The 20,473-nt window shown below is 68.4% G+C and carries 16 protein-coding genes, 1 tRNA gene and 1 pseudogene; 12 read left to right on the forward strand and 6 right to left on the reverse strand.

Annotation, left to right across the window (positions count from 1 at the left end):
* Positions 1 to 5 precede the first annotated feature (5 nt).
* On the forward strand, positions 6 to 662 hold the full coding sequence (locus ACLJN9_RS21495) for an HAD family hydrolase (RefSeq protein WP_410813242.1): 657 nt from the start codon (positions 6 to 8) through the stop codon (positions 660 to 662).
* On the opposite strand, the gene ACLJN9_RS21500 is transcribed toward ACLJN9_RS21495, so the two are convergent.
* Positions 659 to 1,990: a helix-turn-helix domain-containing protein gene (locus ACLJN9_RS21500; RefSeq protein ID WP_410813243.1), complete on the reverse strand. Its 1,332-nt coding sequence runs from the start codon at positions 1,988 to 1,990 to the stop codon at positions 659 to 661. The two genes, ACLJN9_RS21495 and ACLJN9_RS21500, sit on opposite strands and share 4 nt — an antisense overlap.
* A 443-nt stretch (positions 1,991 to 2,433) precedes the next feature.
* On the opposite strand from ACLJN9_RS21500, the gene amcA reads away from it, so the two are divergent.
* The 10 genes from amcA to ACLJN9_RS21550 are packed head-to-tail and all read left to right on the forward strand — an operon-like array spanning position 2,434 to position 10,922.
* A complete protein-coding gene (gene amcA / locus ACLJN9_RS21505; protein ID WP_410813244.1) occupies positions 2,434 to 2,604 on the forward strand; it encodes a multiple cyclophane-containing RiPP AmcA in 171 nt (56 codons plus the stop codon).
* Positions 2,601 to 3,572 carry an NAD-dependent epimerase/dehydratase family protein gene (locus tag ACLJN9_RS21510; protein WP_410813245.1) on the forward strand — a complete coding sequence of 324 codons (972 nt, stop codon included), beginning with the start codon at positions 2,601 to 2,603 and terminating at the stop codon, positions 3,570 to 3,572. Before amcA ends, ACLJN9_RS21510 begins: the two co-directional genes overlap by 4 nt.
* Positions 3,573 to 3,590: 18 nt before the next feature.
* On the forward strand, positions 3,591 to 4,544 hold the full coding sequence (locus ACLJN9_RS21515; protein WP_410813246.1) for a thymidylate synthase: 954 nt from the start codon (positions 3,591 to 3,593) through the stop codon (positions 4,542 to 4,544).
* Positions 4,541 to 6,250 (forward strand): carbamoyltransferase, encoded by a 1,710-nt coding sequence (locus ACLJN9_RS21520; protein WP_410813247.1) that lies wholly within the window; start codon positions 4,541 to 4,543, stop codon positions 6,248 to 6,250. The genes ACLJN9_RS21515 and ACLJN9_RS21520 overlap by 4 nt, the downstream gene beginning before the upstream one ends.
* Positions 6,247 to 7,281 carry a hypothetical protein gene (locus tag ACLJN9_RS21525; RefSeq protein WP_410813248.1) on the forward strand — a complete coding sequence of 345 codons (1,035 nt, stop codon included), beginning with the start codon at positions 6,247 to 6,249 and terminating at the stop codon, positions 7,279 to 7,281. The genes ACLJN9_RS21520 and ACLJN9_RS21525 overlap by 4 nt, the downstream gene beginning before the upstream one ends.
* Positions 7,282 to 7,332: 51 nt before the next feature.
* Positions 7,333 to 7,854: a topology modulation protein gene (locus ACLJN9_RS21530; RefSeq protein WP_410813249.1), complete on the forward strand. Its 522-nt coding sequence runs from the start codon at positions 7,333 to 7,335 to the stop codon at positions 7,852 to 7,854.
* Between the two features lie 24 nt (positions 7,855 to 7,878).
* Positions 7,879 to 8,694 (forward strand): class I SAM-dependent methyltransferase, encoded by an 816-nt coding sequence (locus ACLJN9_RS21535; RefSeq protein ID WP_410813250.1) that lies wholly within the window; start codon positions 7,879 to 7,881, stop codon positions 8,692 to 8,694.
* Entirely contained in the window at positions 8,691 to 9,434 is a 744-nt protein-coding gene (locus tag ACLJN9_RS21540; protein ID WP_410813251.1) for a phosphotransferase, read from the forward strand. Before ACLJN9_RS21535 ends, ACLJN9_RS21540 begins: the two co-directional genes overlap by 4 nt.
* 14 nt (positions 9,435 to 9,448) lie before the next feature.
* On the forward strand, positions 9,449 to 10,102 hold the full coding sequence (locus tag ACLJN9_RS21545) for a histidine phosphatase family protein (protein ID WP_410813252.1): 654 nt from the start codon (positions 9,449 to 9,451) through the stop codon (positions 10,100 to 10,102).
* Positions 10,095 to 10,922, forward strand: a complete 828-nt coding sequence (locus ACLJN9_RS21550) for a phosphotransferase enzyme family protein (protein WP_410813253.1) — start codon at positions 10,095 to 10,097, stop codon at positions 10,920 to 10,922. The genes ACLJN9_RS21545 and ACLJN9_RS21550 overlap by 8 nt, the downstream gene beginning before the upstream one ends.
* 298 nt (positions 10,923 to 11,220) lie before the next feature.
* Here the strand turns inward: ACLJN9_RS21550 and ACLJN9_RS21555 are convergent, their stop codons facing one another.
* Positions 11,221 to 12,036, reverse strand: coding sequence for an HNH endonuclease (locus ACLJN9_RS21555; protein ID WP_410813254.1), 816 nt, complete (start codon positions 12,034 to 12,036; stop codon positions 11,221 to 11,223).
* A 47-nt stretch (positions 12,037 to 12,083) separates the two neighbouring features.
* Positions 12,084 to 13,619: an AAA family ATPase gene (locus ACLJN9_RS21560; RefSeq protein ID WP_410813255.1), complete on the reverse strand. Its 1,536-nt coding sequence runs from the start codon at positions 13,617 to 13,619 to the stop codon at positions 12,084 to 12,086.
* A gap of 395 nt (positions 13,620 to 14,014) precedes the next feature.
* Here ACLJN9_RS21560 and ACLJN9_RS21565 point away from each other — a divergent pair.
* Positions 14,015 to 15,246 (forward strand): annotated as a pseudogene (locus ACLJN9_RS21565) (IS110 family transposase).
* A gap of 455 nt (positions 15,247 to 15,701) precedes the next feature.
* On the opposite strand, the gene ACLJN9_RS21570 reads toward ACLJN9_RS21565, so the two are convergent.
* The 3 genes from ACLJN9_RS21570 to ACLJN9_RS21580 form a co-directional block, all read right to left on the reverse strand.
* A tRNA-Lys gene (locus ACLJN9_RS21570) sits at positions 15,702 to 15,777 on the reverse strand.
* 65 nt (positions 15,778 to 15,842) lie between these two features.
* Positions 15,843 to 18,917 (reverse strand): VWD domain-containing protein, encoded by a 3,075-nt coding sequence (locus tag ACLJN9_RS21575; protein WP_410813256.1) that lies wholly within the window; start codon positions 18,915 to 18,917, stop codon positions 15,843 to 15,845.
* A gap of 168 nt (positions 18,918 to 19,085) precedes the next feature.
* Complete coding sequence (locus ACLJN9_RS21580) at positions 19,086 to 19,727, reverse strand: DUF4291 domain-containing protein (protein WP_410813257.1); 642 nt, start codon at positions 19,725 to 19,727, stop codon at positions 19,086 to 19,088.
* Positions 19,728 to 20,473 lie beyond the last annotated feature (746 nt).

A 20,473-nucleotide genomic window follows, 5' to 3' on the forward strand; every position in this document is an offset into this window, starting at 1 on the left:
CCAGGATGATCTCGAGCGTGTTCTTCGACGTGGGTGAGACGATCGTCGACGAGTCCCGGGAGTACGGCACCTGGGCCGACTGGCTCGGCGTCCCACGGCACACCTTCTCGGCAGTCTTCGGCGCCGTCGTCGCCCGCGGCTTGGACTACCGCGAGACGTTCCAGGTGTTCCGGCCCGGGTTCGACCTGGCCGAGGAGCGGCAGCACCGGACCGACGCCGGACAGCCGGAACACTTCTCCGAGGAGAACCTCTACCCGGACGCCCGGCCCTGCCTGGCGGCCCTGCGGGAGTTGGGCGTGCAGGTCGGCTTGGCCGGCAACCAGACTGCCCGAGCCGAGACCATCTTGCACGCCCTGGATCTTCCGGTCGACGTGATCGGCACCTCTGACGGCTGGAATGTCGAGAAACCCTCGGCCGCGTTCTTCGATCGCGTCGTCGCGGAGGCCCGCTGCCCCGCCGACCAGGTTCTGTACGTCGGGGACCGGCTGGACAACGACATCCGGCCGGCACAGGCGGCCGGGCTTGCGACGGCCCTGGTGCGACGCGGCCCGTGGGGACACATCCTCGACGACAAGACCGTCAGCGACCGCTGCCTCTTCCAGCTTGACTCGCTCACAGAGCTGCCCGAACTGGTACGCAGGCACAACGAGGCGGCCGCTTAGCTCCCCGGAAGAGCGGCCCGGCTGGTCGCGAGGACGGCGATGCGTTCGTCGAGCTGGCCGCCCTCTCGGCTGTCGCCGAGTACCTGCCGGACCGCTTTGACCCGCTCCAGCCCGGTGCCGTACCAGTCGGTGTTCAGGGCGTCCAAGGCCTGGTTGAGGTAGTCGGCGGCGTGGTCGCCGTCGTTGCTGTGCGCCGAGGCCAGGTCGGCGAGGACGACGCTGCGCTGCTTGGCGCCCGTCGCGGTCAAGCGGGCGAGGGACTCGGCCAAGTGGCGGGCGGCCTCGGCATGGTCGCCAGCGGCGAGGACCGCGTAGCCGGCAAAGGAGTGCAGCCGGCCGGTGTCGTAGTAGTCGAACCATGCGGGCGCTTCGGGACGCGCTTCGAGCGCGGTGGCGGCGAGGTCGATCTGGTGGCGGCTTGCCGCTCCGGCACCCACGCGGGCTTCGACTTCCGAGGCCACGCAGTGCAGCCAGGAGCGAATGGCGGGGCTGACGCCGTGCCAGGTGTGCTGGAGCGCCGCGTCAATCAGTGACCGGGCTGCGGCCGGATCATGTCCGAAGGCGGGGATGAAGGCCATGTGGCCGAGGACGGCGGCGGCCAGGGCGTGGTCTCCGGCCTCACGGGTGGCAGCGAGGGCGACGTCGTAGCAGCGCTGCGCGACGGCGGGCTGGTTGAGATCAAAGAACGCCAGTCGTGCGGTGAGCAGCGCCGATTCGGCGAGGGCGCCGGCGAGGGTCGCCCGACTGGTGCCGGTGGCCGCGCGGACGAGTCCGCTACCGAGCTGGGTGTGGGCGTACGCGGCCTCGTAGAGCGGCCGGGCAGGGCTGGTCCAGTACAGCGTGCGCTGGCACCGCACGATCTCGGCGTACGCGTCTGGATCTATGGCCTTGGCTTGCGCGTACGCGGCCTGCGGATCGAGTGACAGCAGGGGCGCCACCAAGGGAAGCATGCTGGCGCCGAACAACGCGCGCAGAACAGTTGCCCGGTCCCAGCCGGTTTCGTCGCCTCCGGTGATCATTTCCCACAACCTCCTGAACTCGTGCAGTGTCTCCGCCTGCGGACGCATCGCCAGCTCGTCGGGGGTGAGAAGACCGAGCTGGCTCGCCGGCTTGTCGAAGATGGCCACGAGGTGCTTGCGGTAGCGCGGGTCAGGCCACCGTTCACCGGTTTCCCACCGCCGCACCGTGTTGGCGTTCAGCCCGGTATCGGTCTCGCCGGCTTGGCTCATCTCCGTACGGATGCGCTCGGCGACCTCCTCGTAGGACCAGCCCTGCTGGAGCCTCTCCCACGCTAGCCGTCGATTGGCGGGATAGCGCCGTCCGGCCATGCGAGCACCTCCGTGCGTCCTCTGTCGACGACGGTCACGTTAGCCATCTCCGCTACGGGCCGTCACTACCTGGTTGCGAGCGGATGGGTCGTGGACGGTACCGATCGGGTCCGCTGAGCGGTTCGCTGTTGACGAGCATCGACGGACGCTGCTGGGCGGCTCCAGCTCACCAAACCCAATGTCATCGACGCCAGGGGATTCACGGTGAAGAGATCGGACAAGACGATCAACAAGCAGGCGCCGCTTGTTGTGGCGGCGGCCGGAGGTGCAGGCGTGAGGTTGATTCCTCGTCCGCGTACTGCCATCGGGGCTGCGCGGGCGGGTGACCGGCGGGGTGCTCCCAGCCGCCGCCTCACTGCGGCGGGCCCGCCAGCGCCGCGGCGGGCCCGCTACGACTGGACCAACCAGCGGGAGTCAATCGCAACTCGTCGGACGGTGACGTCATGACCGTGTACGTCTCGCGGCACGCCTCTACGGATGGGCCCGGTCCGACGGTGCAGCCCCGCATTACGGCGACCGGCCGGGCAAAGGTCTCCCAGACCGAGCCCATCCTGCTCACCTTCGTGTGGCAGCGCATGCTGTCAAAACCAGCGCAGGCCGGTGGCCGCCGGTGACGGCGCGGGTGTTAGTGACCGGCGCGGCCGGCTTCATCGGCTCGCACGTCGTCGACGCACTTCTGGCCCGAGGCATGCAGGTGGTCGGCCTGGACCGCCGCCGCCTCGGCCAGGACGCCCTCGCCGACGAGAACCTGTCAGCCGCAGCTGGCAACCCGCTGTTCACACCGCTTTGCCGGGATCTTGTCACCGACCGGCTTGATGACACTCTCAAGGGCTGCGACATCGTGTTTCACCTGGCTGCCCGGCCGGGCGTGCGGCCCTCCTGGGGCGTGGAGTTTCACGACTACGCCCAGTCGAACGTGCTCGGCACCCACCGGCTGCTCGACGCGTGCGCCCGCTCGGGCGTACGGAGGTTGGTCTACGCCTCGTCGTCCAGCGTCTACGGCCCGGCGGAGCGGCCCAGCCGCGAGGACGACCGGACCAGCCCGGTCTCGCCGTACGGGGTGAGCAAGCTAGCCGCCGAGCAGCTGTGCCTGGCCTACGCCGGTCGCCCCGACAGCCGGCTCAGCGTCGTGGCGCTGCGCTACTTCACCGTGTACGGACCACGGCAGCGACCCGACATGGCCATCGGCCGGCTGCTGTTCGCGGCCTATACCGGTCTGCCGGTCACCCTCTTCGGCGACGGCAGCCAACGGCGGGAGTTCACCTACATCACCGACGTCGTCGCCGCGACGATCGCTGCCGCTCACATCGATACCCGCTGCGCTGTGGTGAATGTCGGCGGCGGCGCGAGCGTGTCCATGCACGGCGCCATCCAGGAGGCGTCCACGGTTACCGGACGGCACATTCCGGTCCAGGTAGCCGACGCACAGCCCGGTGACGTTCCCGCCACGTCCGCGGACCTGACCCTTGCCGGCCGGCTGCTCGGCTACTGGCCCACCGTCGGCCTGCACGAGGGCATGGCCCGGCAGTCCTCCTGGCTGGTCAATCTCTCCCGCGACCGGCTCGCGGCCTTCACCTCCTGACCATGAAGGAAGGTTCTCATGATCGTCTTGAAAGCGGATTCCGCGAGCGAGTTGTTCACCGCCGCCTGCCAGGCGGTACTGCTCAACGGCCGCATCGCCTGCCCGCGTGACATGATGACCATTGAGGTCGTCGGCGCGCACCTGTGCCTGAGCAACCCTCGACGCCGGCTGGTCTCCGTGCCACCCGTACGCGTCATCAACCCGGCATTCGCCGTCGCCGAGGCGCTGTGGATCCTCTCCGGCTCGGACGACCCGTGGATCTTCGACTTCAATGGCAACCTGCGCCGCTACGCGGACGACGGAGTCCTGCAGGGCGCGTACGGGCCACGGATTCGTCGGTGGGGTGGCAACCTCGACCAGCTCGACGAGGTCGTCCGGAAGCTGACGGCCGACCGAGACTCCCGACAGGCCGTCGTCCAGATCTACGACCCGGGACGCGACCACCGCGGCTACCGCGATGTGCCGTGCACTCTCGGATACCGGTTCCTGATCCGGCAGGGTCGACTCGAGATGCACACCACCATGCGCAGCCAGGACCTGTGGCTCGGCTTCCCGTACGACATCTTCGCCACCACGCTCCTGCAGGAACTGATGGCCGGCTGGCTCGGTGTCGAGGTCGGCGAGTACCACCACCACGTCGACTCGCTGCACCTCTACGCCGATCATGCTCCGGCTGCCGCCGAGTGTCTCCACCACGAACCGACCGCCACGGAGATGGATCGGGTCGGCGTGGACTGGCCCAGCCTGGATGTTGTCCTCGCGCAGGTCATCTCCGGTAACGGCGATCTGCCTGACGGCACCCTGTGGGACACGTTCGGGCAGGTGCTGACCAGCTACCGGACATGGAAGCTCGGCGAGCGTGACCTGGCCAGCAAGGTCGCCCACGACACCCCAGGACCGCTCGGCGCTGCTCTCGTCGCCTGGTACCAGCACCTCACCCGGCCGGCCGTCGTATCGCCGGAGCTGGCATGACCGCGAAGGTGGTGCTTGGGCTGTGCGCGTACACGCATGACTCGGCGGCGGCGCTGCTGGTCGACGGCCACCTGATCGGCTTCGTCGAGGAGGAACGGCTCGACGGGGTCAAGCACAGCAAGGCCTACCCCGCACACGGCGTCGCCTGGCTGCTCCACGAGGCCGGCCTGTCGCCGTCGGAGGTGACCACGGTGGCGTACAACTTCGATGGACGCCGCTACCTGGGAGCGCTGGGCCAACTGCCAAGTCATCTACGGCAGGCGGCCAGCCGCGCTCGAGCCGTGCCTCGGGCTCGCAGCTTCACCACGGTCCACCGCCGCTACCAGGCCCGGATGCGAGACCTGGCCGAACGCTTCCCGCACGCTCGGCTGCAGCCGGTGCCGCACCACCGGGCGCATGCCCTGTACGCCTTCGCTGCCGCCGGTGTGGACGACGCGGCGGTCCTGATCGTCGACAGCCTCGGAGAGCTGCAGACCACTACCACCTGGCACGCCCGTCAACGCAACTCGCGGCTCAGCCTCAACCTGACGCATGCGATCGACGACCCGGCCTCCCTCGGCTACGCCTACGGTGCCGTCACCGAGCACCTCGGCTGGCGGCGGGGTGACGAGGAAGGCACCGTGATGGCGCTGGCCGCCCTCGGCGACCCCGCCCGGTTCCGGGAGCTGATGTCTCGGGCGATCCAGCTCACCACCGACGGGTTCACCCTCGACCCAGCGCTGATCGCCCTGCGGGTGCTCGCCAGCCGCTACGGCCGGGTCACGCCCGCGTTCACCGCCGCAACGTGCCCGCCCCGCACGCCGACGGCACCGGTAGAGCCTGTGCACGCCGACCTGGCCGCTGCGCTGCAGGAACGCACCGAGCAGGTGATGCTGCATCTCGCCGAGCGGGCCCGCCGGCTGACCGGCTCCGGGCTGCTCTGCCTGGGTGGTGGAGTTGCGATGAACTGCGTCAGCGCCGGCCTCATCGCCCAGGCCGGCATCGTCGACGAGGTGCATGTACCGCCCGCCCCCGGCGATGCGGGCACCGCGATCGGCGCCGCCGCCCACGCCTGGCTCGACGTGACCAGCCGCCCACCCACCGGCCTCCGCCACCACTGCTACCTCGGCCCCGCCTATCCCGGCCTGGCACTACCGGCAGCACCGCGCGCGGGACTCCACGCGAGCCGACCCGCTGAACCTGTCCAACATCTGGCCCGGCAGTTAGCCGCCGGGGCGATCGTGGGGTTGTTCACCGGCGCGCTGGAGGCCGGCCCACGGGCACTGGGGCACCGATCGATCCTCGCCTCTCCCCTGGAGGCCGGTGTAGTCGAGCGGCTCAATGCCACCGTCAAGTTCCGTGAACCGTTCCGACCTTTCGCCCCTGTCGTCCTCGCCGACAAGGCCACCGACTACTTCCGGCTACGCCAACCGTCGCCGTACATGTCGCTCGCGGCTTCCGTGACCGAGCTGACCCGCGACAAGCTACCCGCGATCGTGCACGTCAACGGCACCGCCCGAGTCCAGACCGTCACCCGCGAGCAACACCCCTTCCTCGCCGACGTCCTCACCCGCTTCGGTGAGATCACCGGCCATCCCGTGCTGATCAACACCTCGCTGAACATCAAAGGCAAGCCGATCTGCGGCACGCCGGAGATGGCGCTGGACTGCCTCACCGAGTCCGGCCTAGACGCGCTGCTCATCGAAGGCTGGTGGGTGACCAAGTGAGAATCGGCTACAGCTTCTGGGGATTCCTCGGCCCCGGCATCACCGACACCCCGGACGGAGGCCGCAGCCATCGCCGGACCTTGGTCGACGGGCTACGTGCAGCCGGCCATGACATCGTCTTCCTTCAACCCAACCGGGACCTGTGCGAGGCCGGCGACGATCTCACCAGCCACTACCGCTGGGACGTCGGCCTGCCCGAGATCGACGCGCTGTTCCTCGAATGGCGCTGGCCCATTCCCGGCCGCAATACCACCGCCTGTGGCCGACCCGGCCACACCTGCGATCTGCATCGGCAGGGCGAACTGCTTGACCACTACACCCACCAGCTCGGCACCCCAACGATCCTGTGGGACAAGGACCGTCGGCTGCCCGCAGCGGACCCCCTGCGCCGAACCCGCAACGTCACCGTCTGCGAACCCGCTCTGCACCCGACTCCGGGCGCGGTACCACTGCTCTTTCCGGTCGCCGACACGGCTATCGAAGCCGCTGACCCGGCTGCGCTGGCGGCCCTGCCCCGCCGCACCCCGCTGGTCTACGTCGGCAACCAGTACGACCGCGACCACGCGTTCGACACCTACTTCGCGCCGGCCGCCGCCCAATTGCCCCACCTGATCGCGGGCAAATGGGCCGACACCAGACGCTGGCCGAACCTGAACTTCATCGGCCGAGTCCCGTTCCCCAGGGTGTCCGCGATCTACGCCGACGCGCTCGCCACCGTCCTGCTGCTGCCTGCCCGGTACGCCACAGCGGGGCAGATGACCCAGCGGATCTTCGAGGCCGTTCTCGCCGGCTGCGTGCCCCTACTGCCTCGTGACGTCCGCGGCGCCGACGCCCTTGTTCCCTCGTCACTGATCGTCCGCGACGCCACGGAGGTGCGGCACCGCATCGGCTGGCTCAGCGAGATCGCCGGCACCGGTGACCACGCCAACCTGATCGCGGGGTGCCTACGGCACCTCGACCCGTTCCGACTCTCGTCCCAGCTCGAGGTGCTCACCTACCTGCTGCATCACCCGGAGTCGGTGCCGTCATGACCTACCGTGTCACCACCGGACGAGCGCACCACACCTCTACCCTGGAGAACCATGGACAGGATCGCCATCATCGGCTGCGGCGGCAGCGGCAAGTCCACCGTCGCGCGCCAGTTGGCCCGGATCCTCGACACGCCGTTGACGCACCTCGACGCGACCTACTACGACGAGCACTGGAACCCCTTACCGCAGGGCGAGTTCGCCGCCCGGCAGGAGAAGCTCGTCGCTGGCGAACGGTGGATCATCGAGGGCAACTACGCCGGTACCCTGCCGATCCGGCTTGCCGCCGCGGACACCGTGATCTTCCTCGATCTACCTGCCAGAACCTGCCTATGGGGCATCGCCCAGCGCCGCTGGCGCTACCGCGGCGGGCAACACCACCAGGACGGCGTTTACGACCGAATCACCTGGAACTTCGTCCGCTACCTCCTCGGCTACCGGCGCACCATGCGCCCGCGAGTCCAGAATCTTGTCCGAGAACACGGGCCACACGTCTGCCTGATCACCGTCACCAGCCGCCGCCAGGCCGCCGAACTAGTGAAACGCGTCCGCGACGAGCATCAGCCGGTGACCTGACCGCGACGGAACGGGAGGCGACGAATGTCGGCCAACCCGTTCCTTGACCCCACCCTGGTCCACGGCGACCTCTACCAGGGCGACGGCCGGCTCGCCGACCGCACTCACGCGCTGCATCGTGCCAAGATCAGCGGAAGCGACGCCGCCGACACGATCGCAGACCTGCTCGCCGCCCGGGTCCCGGCCGGGGCGGCCGTGCTCGACATCGGTTGCGGGCGCGGCACCACAACCCTGCGCCTGGCCGACCGGCTCCGGCCCCGCCGGCTCATTGCCGTCGACGCCTCGACCGCGCTTCTCCGCACCACCCGCGACCGCCTCGGCGCCGCTGGCGCGTTGGGCTCAGTGGTCTGCGCTGACTTCCACCACCTGCCGCTGCCGGGCAGCGTTGCCGACGCCGCAGTTGCCGCCTTCTGCCTGTACCACTCCGCGACGCCGGAGCTGGTCGTGGCGGAGATCGCCCGCTGTCTACGCCCTGGCGGCACCGCTGTCCTGGTCACCAAGTCCCTGGACAGCTACGCCGAACTCGACCGCCTGGTCCACGCTGCCGGCCTCGACCCGCATGCCACCAGCCGACCCAGCCTCTACGAGAGCTTCCACAGCGGCAACCTGCACACCATCGCCGCCACCAACCTGACCGTCATCGACGTCCAGCACGAGGAACATGTCTTCCACTTCGCGAACGCCATGCACCTCGCTCGCTACCTCACCACGACACCGAAGTACCGAATCAACCTGACCGGCGGAATTTCCGCCCTCGCAGCGGCCCTCCAGCAGCGGCTGCCCGCGCCGCCCTACGCAACCCGATCCACCGTCAGTTACGCCGTAGCGGTGCGGCCATGAGCGGGGCCATCTTCGTCAAGCGGTACGACGACCCGGAACGCTGCGCCGCCGCTGCTGCCCACCACACCTGGCTGGCTGGCCTGGGCTCCGGAGTACGCCTGCCCGCGCTCGTCGCGCGGAGTTCTCGGCATCTGATCTTCGAGCGGCTGATGGGGCACGCACCGGGCGTCGAAGATCTTCCGCGGGCCGCTGCGGCACTCGGCCAGCTTCACGCTGCCGCACACCGAGATGAACTTCGGACCGCCTGTCTCGATCAACCCCACATCACCTCGACCGGACTCGTAATCTCCGACTTCGCCAGCCCGCGTCAGGCGGCGCTACACCACGCCGCAGCCGCGGCGGGCATCCACGAATCGGTCATTAACGCCGCACTCGACAGGGTCGGGGAGCCAGTGACGTTCTACAAGGACCCGAACATTCGGAACTACCTTGCGAACGGCAATGAGGTCGCCGTCGTCGACTTCGACGACCTGACACTCGCTCCCTTCGGCTACGACCTGGCCGGCCTCGTGGTCACCGCATCCATGACCTACGGCCGCCTCGCCGACCTATCGATCGCTCGCTGTCTCCGCGCCTACCGCGTCGCTGTCGCGCCCCAGATCTGCAGCTTGGCCGACCTGAAACGGTACGCCGAGCTGCACCACCTGCTGACTCTGCGATATCTCGGCCGCAACGGCTACCGGCACGCCTGGCCCACCGTCCGGCCTTGGCCCGACCCGTTCCTCACCGAACTGAGCTGAAAAGGAACTCCCGGATGGCCCCGACAACCGAACTCGTCATCGCCCGCCACGGCGAAGCCGCCTGCAACGTCGCCGGAATCGTCGGCGGCGAACAGGGCTGCACCGGCCTCACCGGCCGCGGCCGGAACCAGGTGGAGCAACTCGCCACCCACCTGGCCGCCGACCACGCCGACCGGCCCTATGCCGCCCTCTACGCCACACCCCGACTGCGCGTCACCCAGACCGCCGAGATCATCGCTCAAGCTCTGCACATGCCCGCCACCATCGACCCGGACCTCCGCGGCCCTGACCACGGCGATGCCGACGGCCGGCCCTGGGTCGACATCAAGACTTCCTTCCAGGGGCCGCCTCAGCACAGCCCAGACCGCCAGTACGCTTCCGGATCCGAGACATGGAACGAGTACCTCTACCGGGCGACCGCCGCACTGCAGAAGATCCTGGCCCGCCACGAGGGTGAACGAATCCTCGTCGCCGCTCACGGCGAAACCGTCGAAGCCGCCCACAATCTGCTCCTCGGCCTCCCCCGGAACGCATGCCTACGGCTCGGCTTCGTCACCGACCACGCCTCCGTCGCCAGGTGGCTGCGACCGACCAACCGTTTCGGCCGCACCATCTGGCAACTCGTCAGCCACAACGACACCCGACACCTCCAACCCCACCATGGCTGACCACAACGTTCACCTCGCGCTCTGCCAACGGCTCCTCGACGCCCACGCCAAACCCGTGACCTCGCACCCCGGGCACGCCGGCACTCGCGTGCTCCGCGCCTCGACGGCCGCCCACGGAGACGTCATGGTCAAGATCCATCGCAGCCCGGAACGCCACAACCAGGAAGTTCACGCTTACCGGACCTGGGTTCCCGCCCTCGGAGACAGGGCACCCCGACTGCTCGCGACAACCGACGACCCACCAGCCACCGTCATCACGGCTGTAGCGGGAGTCCCGCTCAACGAGCGGCAACTCGACCCCGAGGCCGAGCAGAGCGCCTACCGGGAGGCAGGACAACTACTCAAGACACTGCACGCCGCCGGACCGCCCCGTCTCGAACCAGACTGGACGGCCTGGCTCGCGGAACGCGCCGAGTACTGGATCCACCGGGTCGGAGAGGGCATTACCGGCGCCCGCCGGGCGGAGCTACGGGCGCATATGCGAGCCCTCCGAGACCTGCCGCCGCTGGCCGCCCTCCCATGCCACCTCGACTTCATGCCCCGCAACATGATCTACGGCGACGACGGAGCGGTCAGGCTAATCGACTTCGAGCACAGCCGCTACGACCTACCCGCCCGCGACCTCGTACGACTCGCCACTCGAGTCTGGCCCCACCGCCCAGACCTACGCGCGAGCTTTCTCGATACATACGGCCAGCTCAGAGCAGTGGACGACGCGGTGCTGGAGCACTGTGCCCACTTCGACTTCCTCACAAGCTTGGCGCGACAGGCTGTGCCCACCAAACGCGCAGCCGATACCTATTACGACAGCGGCCTATGACATGGCCCTCCGGCAGCCCGTATGTCTACGAACGGTGACAGAGCCTCGTCCGCACTGGCGTCCGCTCAGCGACAGATCAGTGCATTCAGGTCAGGGCTAGCATTCCCTGATGTCTCCGCTTCAGCTGACGAGGAATCGACCACTGAGCAGACTTCTCGGCAGGCTTCACGCGGACACTCTGATTTATGATCTTCGACAGCTACCGACTCTATGTGGCAGGAGCATGAAGACTAAAGGCGTTCACAAGCGGTAAGAGCCGGGGCCATTCTGGGCAAACGGCGCTACCGAATCGCCTCCCTCAAATTGTCATCGAGCCCGTGACGGCGAACATGCCTTCACTGACGTAGCCGTGATCGGCTGCGAGGGCTTCGTAGAGAGCATGCTGCCAGCAGTTCAGCGAGTACGCGGCCCATCCCGAAGCTCGATCACGAAGCTGATCAACCACGGCTGCTGGCCCAGCACGGTGCCGTAGACTCGAAATGGTGACTTCGATGCCGGCCATCTCCCGGGCTGCTTGCGGTCCATATAAGGCAGCGAGTCGGAACTCGGCGAAGTGATGGCGGATGCGGGCCTGCATGAGCGGGGCGAACTCGTCGCTCGGCTCCGTGTAGAAGACCACGGTGCGTTGTTCGGTTGGGAGCACTTTCGCGTACAGCCACCGCCGGTCGTCCGCTTCGTCGAAGTACGGGTGCAGCGTCTGCATGGTGCTATCCGACGCTACCGTGTCGTTTTTCATCCGGTTGCAGTCCGCACATGCGGGGACCAGGTTGTCGGGCACGACCGCCAACAACGGGTACGCCTTCTTCGGCAGTTGATGATCTAGCGTCGACACCGTCCGGTGGCCGCACAGCGGGCACCGCGCGTAAGGTGCTGCGGCGAGCAGCTGCTCGTAGTAAGGCCGACAGGCACGAGATTTGAGTAGCCTGCTCTTGTAGTTCGCGACCAGCACGTCGCGGTCAGCCTCGTCCCTGGGCTTGTTCTCCAACTGCTCCTTGAGTGGATGCAGGGTAGCGCTGGCTGCAGCCTTGGCATAGAGCCACGCGCCGAAGACAACCTGCTGTTCGAGAAGAACCAGCCGGGCACGGTTCTCGTGGTTCGCCGCGCCGGAACACATGACGAACAAGTGTTGTGCGTCGATCTGGGGGCGCGGGACACGCCACATTACAGCTCACCGCCGGCGTCACGAATCGCGATGAGCGTGCGCGTGATTGCCCTCGCCTCGTTACCTAGCCGCCCGCCGAAACGAGCCAGGATCTCATCGAATCGCAGACCTTCCAGCACCGCAGATCGGATAACCCGGTGATAGCCGGAGTCAGTCACCTCGAGGGAAAACACTTCGTGTGTCAGAGTGCCGACGTTCTCGCCGAATGTCTCCAGCAACGGCCGCTCCGGGGTGATGTAGCGGCCGTTCTTGCGGATCGTCCAGACGCATGACGCGGGAACCTCTTGCAGCACTACCGGAGAGTGGGTCGCGATGACGGCGACACTGTTGCGGTTGACCAGCAGTGCCGACAGCGCCCACACGAAGGCAGCGAGCAGCGGTGGGTGCAGGTGAGACTCGGGCTCGTCGATCACGACCAGCGTTCGTGCCTGCACGCGTTCTACCAGCCGGGTGATGATCAACAGAACGATCGCGTGTCCCGAGCTGAGGCGGCTGAAGAGCTGTAACGCCATCGTCCGGCGTTGCTCGGCAGAAGCGATCCAGAAACGAGGCACCCAGTCGTCGTCATCCAGGAACCCTGAGCCAGAATACCTCAGCGCGTCAACAGCGCGTACCCATCTTTCGGCGGCACGACCGGTGAGGCACTGCTCCAGACTCTCGGCAAACAACTCCGCGAATTGTGCGCGGCCCAGCGGCGCCTCCACCTCACCACCAGACGAGTCGTGAGCGCCGATAGGCAGGTAGGGGACGCGTTGATGCTCCTCGGGTATGGCGACGAACTCGTCGAAGGCACTGAACGACACCGCCACGACACCGAGAAACAGCTGCCCTCCTCCAGGCAGATCGTCGCCGATGACACGCCCGACCTCGGCTGGTTGCGCGCGGCGGTCAGCGACGACGCGAACGAGATTGCGCAGTAAATGGGACTTGCCGACACCGTTGCGGCCGATGACCACGTGCACGTTGGTCGGTGGCTGCTGGTCTGGAATTACGGTGAAGTCCAGGTGCTGTTGCCACACCGGATCGCTCAGCACGGCAGGTGCGGCCGGCTGGTATCCGAACTCGTAGGGCGTGACTCGCTCACCGCCGTGGACGATGCGCCGGAACTGCCCGGTAACCACTTGCACCGTGACACTGCGCAACAATGACACCGTCGTGACATCTTCACTCTGGGCTCGGGCCAGTAGCCCCGGATCGTCTGCCAGATCCCGCAGCGCGGAGAGCACCTCGATTCGGACCGCCGCTCCAAGGTTCGCCAAGTTCTCGTAGTAGGTGTCGTCCTGGCCCAACGAAAAGTACTGGTCGGTGAGCGCTGTGAATGGCCCTGCCAGTTCCGGTGCGGCCGCCCAGCCCTCGGGTGCCCCGAACCGTCCGACCTTGATGTTGCCGATGTCGTGCATTCGCCCCTGGTCATCGACCACTTTGAGTTGAAACATGGTCACGTAGCCGAAGTCATTCCAGGCGTCTCTGACTAGAAACGCTTGCCGCGGAACGGGCGGAATGCTGGCGAACCGTTCAACTAGGGTGAAAAGCATCCCAAGCTCCGATGGTTGGCACTTGCGTGCAGCTAAACGTGGGCAAGGCTCGGCGCTACACCGTAACGTGCGCTCATGGCGCACTGGCGCGATGAGACTGTTGCCGGCTGGAAGGAGAGTTCGAGACACCCCGTCGCCGCTGTGCAGTCAACAGCCCCGTTACCTTTTTGATCGTCCCCAGCCGGGGACTCCTCGGTCGCCCGGCCCGGTATGACTTCCTGCCCCTGTCGTTCGGATGATCCGGGGGGTGTTGTCGCCGGGTCGGGTGGCGTCGGCGGACCGCTGATAGGGACACGGCCACCCGTGTTGGGGTAGGCCTCTTCGTAACGTGGCTGCCGGCAGTCCGACGCCTGACCAGCGGCCGAGGCCACGGATGATGCGTGGAGGCGGGTCTGGTGAACGACGGATACGGCGTCTACCTCGGTTTGGACGTCGGCAAAGGCGATCATCACGCGGTCGGGTTGGCCCCGGACGGCAAGCGGCTGCACGACGCGGCGTTGCCGAACACCGAGGCCCGGCTGAGGCAACTGTTCGACAAACTCGCCCGCCACGGGCGGGTCCTGGTGGTGGTCGACCAGCCTGCCTCGATCGGCGCCCTGCCGATCGCGGTGGCCCGTGCGGCCGGACATCAGGTGGCCTACCTGCCCGGCCTGGCCATGCGGCGCATCGCTGACCTGCACCCTGGCTCGGCGAAGACCGACGCCCGGGACGCCTATGTCATCGCCGACGCTGCTCGCACCCTGCCGCACACGCTGCGGCGGGTCGACACCGGCGACGACGCCCTCGCCGAACTGGAAGTCCTGGTCGGCTTCGACGACGACCTCGCAGGCGAAGCCACCCGCCTGTCCAACCGCATCCGGGGACTGCTCACCCCAGATCGACCCCGCCCTGGAACGGGTCCTTGGCCCGAAGGTGCAGCACAAGGCGGTGCTGGAGCTGCTGTCGCGCTGCGGCGGACCCGTCGGGCTGCGCAAGGCCGGCCGCCGCAAGCTGATCTCGATCGCCACCGTCCACGCACCCCGCATGGGCGACCGGCTGGTCGAGCAGATCATGACCGCACTGGACGAGCAGACCGTCACCGTCCCCGGCACGACTGCAGCCGAAACGATCCTGCCCCGGCACGACTGCAGCCGAAACGATCCTGCCCCGCCTCGCCGACAGCCTCCGCGACGTTCTACGCCAACGCGACCAGGTCGCCGCCGAGGTCGACAGGATCCTTGATGCGCACCCTCTTGCCCCGGTCCTGACCTCGATGCCCGGCATCGGCGTCAGGACCGCCGCCCGGATCCTGCTCGAAGTCGGCGACGGCACCGCCTTCGCCACCCCCGGCCACCTCGCCGCCTACGCCGGCCTCGCCCCCGTCACCCGACGCTCCGGCAGCAGCATCCGCGGCGAACACCCACCCCGCGGCGGCAACAAGAACCTCAAACGCGCGTTCTTCCTCGCCGCCTTCGCGGCCCTCGCCGACCCCACCAGCCGCGCCTACTACGACCGCAAACGCGCCGAAGGCAGACGCCACAACGCCGCCCTCATCTGCCTCGCCCGACGCCGCTGCGACGTCCTGTTCGCCATGCTCCGCGACAAGATCCCCTACCAAACACGCCCTACGACACCGATCGCCGCTTGACGAACCCCATAGGGACACCCCCCCGTAGCGGACCCCGCCCACCGAGGGTTCAGCGGAAACCTTCCCCGTATTTATTGTTGATGGGTCTAGATTTCGCAAAACGGGGTTCGTAGGACGTTTTGCATGATCACTGTTCATCAAGTCAGTCGAAGAGCCGACGACGGAAGGCGCAGAACCGGCATATCGCGTTCGGCACGATCGTCGGGCCCCGGCGCCAAGCTCAGCCGGGAACCACCCACCAAGCCGATCCGGAACCACCGACAGTCGCAACCCGGGCCGACCGGCCATCCCCCACCGGTAGCCACCGACCGGCGTCCAGGAGCACCCCCGCCGCGTCCCACCAGAACCACCCCGGTCCATTGGCTCCCGAGCACCCACCGAGCGACCACCCACCGCCCGCGTACACGAAAAAGGCCCCGACCCAGTGTGAACCACCAGGTCAGGACCTTGATCGTTGGTGCGCCGCCAGGGACTCGAACCCCGAACCCGCGGATTAAGAGTCCGCTGCTCTGCCAGTTGAGCTAGCGGCGCTCGCTGACAACGGGACGAGACGGTAGCACGCCCCGGACGTCACCCCGAACAGGCAGGGGTCCGCCTCACCGCAGCGTCAGCGTGACCTGCCCGGTCGCGACCCCGGAGGGGTCCACCACCACTGTGTACGCGCCGGGGGCCGGCAGCGTCGTCGGCTCGATGTCGCCAGCCCCGTTGACCACGCAGCCGCTGGTGATCGGGCTGCCGTCGGGGGCGCGCAGCTCCAGCACACCGCACTGGTCGGGTAGGTCGGAGGCGGTCGCGGTCAGACTCACCGACGTGCCGGCGCTGGCCGTGAACCGATAGGTGACGACCGCGCCGGGCCGGTCGACGGTGGCGACGACCGGCGGACCGCCGATGGTGATCGACGCCGCCCGGTCGCGGCTGCTGACCAGGCGCAGTGTGGTCGCGCCGGTGGTGCGTCCGGTCGGATCGACCACCACGGTGTACGTCCCGTCGGCGGGCAGCAGCGTGCCGTCGATCTCGCCGACGCCGTTGATCACGCAGCCGCTGCTCAGCAGCCGTTCCTCGGTGTCGCGCAGTTCCAGCGGGGAGCACTGGTTGGTCAGTGTGCTCGTGGGCACCTCGACGAAGACTCGCTCACCCTGCTGCCCCGTGAACCGGTACCGCGCCCGCGCGCCCGGCTGGTCCAGGGTCGCGGTGACCGCCGGGCCGTTCGCCTGCAGCGTGCCGTCGACGTCCCGAGCCACGTACACCCGGATGGCGGCTCGCCCGGTGTCGCCGGGGGCGGCGGTGACCCGCACGGCGTACGTGCCGGCGGTGGTGAGGTCGACGCGGTCGATGTACCCGACGCCGTTGATGGCGCAGCCGCCTCCGATCGCCTGGCCGGTCGGGTCGGTGAGCACGTACGGCGAGCAGCGGTCGGCGATCCCTGGCGCGGTGGCGTCGACGAAGATGGCGTCCCCGGCCCGGCCGGGGAACGTCAGTGGCGCCCCACCGGGGGTCAGGCTGGCGGTCGCCACCGGTACGGCGGTGATCGACGTAGCGGCGGGCGGGGCGACCCGCTCGGTGGTGGCGCCGGCCACCGCGAACTCGGGGCGGCCGCTGACCGCGACGTCGAAGACGCACTCGGCGAGCTGGGCGGGGGCGGTGACTCCGGCCCACCGGCAGATCTGCTCGGCCGTGGCGCGGCGGGCCGGGTCGAGGTCGCCGACGGTGACCTCCCGTTCGGGGAACGCCCGGTCGGTGAACGTGCCGGTGTCCTGCCCGTCGTCGTAGTGCAGCAGCGAGCGGTCCGGGGTGACCCGCCAACTGTCCGCGTACGCCGGGTAGAGCTGCGTGAACGGCACCGGCTGGGTGAGCGCGGTCCCGGAGGAGGGTGCGATGTCATCGGCCGGGTCGCCATCGAAGTCGCCGAGAAGGCCGCGGACCTTCCCGGCCCGGCCGTCGGCGAGCTTGACCAGCACCCGGTAGCCGTAGTGGCCGATCTGGTCCACCGCCGCCGCGGAGCCGTCCGGCCACGCCACGTCGTACCCGTCGGTGGGTCCGGTGTCCGAGGGGCGGCGGGTGAGGGTGCCGCCGCCCGGCAGTTCGGTGCGTTCCGGGGGCGCGGCCAGCGACGCGCCGTCGAGGTGTACCTGGGTGCCGCCGTCGGTGAGCGTGAGCGCGACCCGGTGGGCGCCGACCCGGAACGCGACCGCCGAGTTGACCGAGGCGGTTCGGGTGCCGGTCATCGGCACCTGGCGGACCTGCACCTCCAGCGGGTCGTTGCCGGTGGCGGTGACCAGCGTGAACTCGCCCACGGCCTGGAAGTCGTAGGCGACCCGGTCGAACGTGACCAGGTGCGGGTCGCCGTTGCTGCCGCCGCAGTTGGCGCCCTCCTCGCAGAGCTTCACCGGACCCTTCTGTGGGGGCGTCTTCTTCGCCGGCTTCTTGCACTCGTCCAAGCTCTTCGGCAGCGGCTTCCCGTCGTACTCGGTGCGTGGTGGTAGGCCCTTCGCCACCCGGTAGCGGTTCTCCGCGAGTGTCGCCTTCACCTCGGCGGTACGGATGCCGGTGCTGCCACAGTCGCCCTGCGGAACCTTGCTCTGGGAGATGTCGTCGGCGTGGTTCAGCTCGTGGTAGAGCGCGGCGCAGGGGTCCCGGGACACGCCGTCGCCGTAAGGCTCGACGGAGGTCGGATTCCAGGTGACCGTCGAGGAGCCCTTCCCGTCGGGGCTGTCCGGGGTCTCGAACGCGCCCGAGCCGCCGGTGGTCGGAATGATCCGCACCCGGGGAGACTTCTTGTCCCGCAGGCGCGGGAGCAGGCCGGACGGGTCCCCGCCGGGTGCGGAGAATCCCTTCAGGCAGTTGTCGACCGCGCCCTGGAAGTCGACGCCGCTGACGGGCACGCCACCGGTCGGGTCAACCGCGTAGTCGGCCCGCGCCGGTCGAGGCCCGCCGACGACCAGTGCGCCGACGGACAGCAGCAGGGCCACGGCGGCGGCGGTCGGCCGGCGGCGTTTCCGCAGGAGGATCACCACCAACGCGGCGGTGAGCAGCATCAGCAGCAACGCCGCGCCGGCAAGCCACAGCCAGCGCCGGCCGGTCACGCCGCCATCTCCAACGGTGAAGGTGGTGGTCCGCAGCGTGGTCCCGCCCGCGCAGAGGCTTGTCGCGCCGGTCACCGGCAGTGGCAGGTACCCGGCGGACACCTCGTACCGGCCGGGGGCGCCGACCGGCCACAGCATGTCCAGGCCACCGCCGTCCGGGGTGGCCGCCACCGAACGGAGCACCACCGCGTCCGGCGAGTTACCGTCGTGCAGGCGTACGCCGGTCAGGCTCACCGTCGTGCTCGCACCGGCTTGCACAGTGGTGAGACCGGCGGTGGCGGCAGCACCGATGCCGTCGTCGTGGAAGCTGCGGGCCAGCGTCGGCGTGAGGTCGCGCCCGTCGAGGCGTACCCCGGTCACCTGGACGGTGCCGACGGCGCTGGTCGTCACCGCGCACGCCGCACCGGTGGTGTTCGTGACCGTGAGGTCGAGGCGGACCTGGTCGCCGACCCGGTAGTCGGCCTGGCCGGGCCGCAGGGCCAGGCCGAGGCCGCCGTCGGCGGGCGCCGCGACGGCGCTCACCACGCCGGCCGCCAGGGTGGTCAGCAGTACGGGAAGAGCGACCGCGAGTCGCACCGTCCACCTCATGGAGCGGACTGTAGGGGTGCGACGGCCGACCTTCGCACGCTCTGTCGGAGACCGGTCCCAGCCGTGACCATCCTCCGCTTTCTCAAGCGTGAGAATCGATCACGAGGAGTTGCCGTCCGCGAACCACGAAAAAGCTCTGACGAGGTGGAAGCCGAGCCGAGCGGTTTTTCAGCGTGCGTGCTGTTGCTCGGCCGCTTCTTCGGCGGTGACGTCCGGGCTGGCGTTGAGGCCGGCGGCAATCTGAGCCGGCAGCGGGTAGGCATCTTCGACAGGCAGGTGAGCTGCTGCTGCCTTTTCGTCGCCGCTACGGAGGAGGTCGCGGATGCGGTGAACGGTAGGGGTGATATCCGTGACGGCCACCGTCCAGTCGTCGACGTATCGATCGACCGCCTCGCCGGACAACCCAACCTGCGGCGACCGGTACGAAAGCGCCTTTAGATGCAGTGATCGTTCCGGATCCCACTGCACTCGCACGGGGCTAGTTTTCAGTTGCCGGGTCCAGGTCGCCCTGTCGCCGTGCAGGTCTCGGTCGTAGTGGCTCAGGCTGGCTCGGGCAAGCGCCCACTCGAATCCCTGACGAGTGATGTCGATGGACAGCACGCGTTCTTGCTCTGGTTTGGTGGCCCAGCCGCAGCGGTACATCGTCCACAGAAATGACGGCTTGATCCACGTCATCCGCTCCCGCTTGAAGGGGGCCACAAGACGACCGGCTGCTACCGCCGGCAGCGCTATCTGCGGGGGATAGGCCTGGTACACGGTGATGGTGTCAGCGGAGTAGCGGGCACGGACTTGACGGATGGGTACGGCCACAGCCCGATCGTCACCGATCCGGACCCGACTGTTCAACCGAGATTCCGCGCCGACGCCAGCGCCAGCCGAAATAAACTTGCGGCTGCATCCGCATCTGCCGCGATCCGCTCGTCACCTTGCGTGACGGGCGCGCGGTCGTGCTGGGCGCGCGGTCTTGCCGATGAGCGGATGCGTCGGTGACCGTTCAGCGGTATGGCTCGGCCATGATCGTCTACGATCGGCGTCACAGGCGGAGGGTCGGGTCGGAGGCAGGGTGGGAACCAGTTACGAGACGGTGCTGGTGGCAGCGGACTCGGCGCGCGTACGCGCGGTTCTTAAGGGAGTGGATGCGTGGTTGGTGCCCGCAGGCGTTGGCCGCACGGCGGTCATCCCACACGGTCAACAGCCCGGAAGGATCCGGCAGGTTCGACTTTCGCAGAGCGGACGTCACCGCGTTGAGCTGTTCCCCTTCCTCCTCGCGCCGCTGGCGTTCGTCGTCGACACCGACGACGCCGGTCGCACGTAGGTCTCCCACAACGCATGCGACAGACCGGTGAGCTCCGCAGACAGCCGAGCCGCCTGCTCGTCTAACACTCCAGGCCGATCAGTAAAGATCGGGAGCCCTTGGCCGCTGCCCAGATTACGGTTAGCTCACGACGCGCATCGTCGAACGCATACATCGACACGGTAAATAAGCTTTCCACCCAGCCGCGCGATGTCAAGCAAGAGTCCGCAGGGTTTGATCAATATTTCCGCAGGCCAGAGAC

The organism is Micromonospora sp. 067-2, from assembly GCF_046549295.1.
Taxonomy (GTDB): Bacteria; Actinomycetota; Actinomycetes; order Mycobacteriales; family Micromonosporaceae; genus Micromonospora.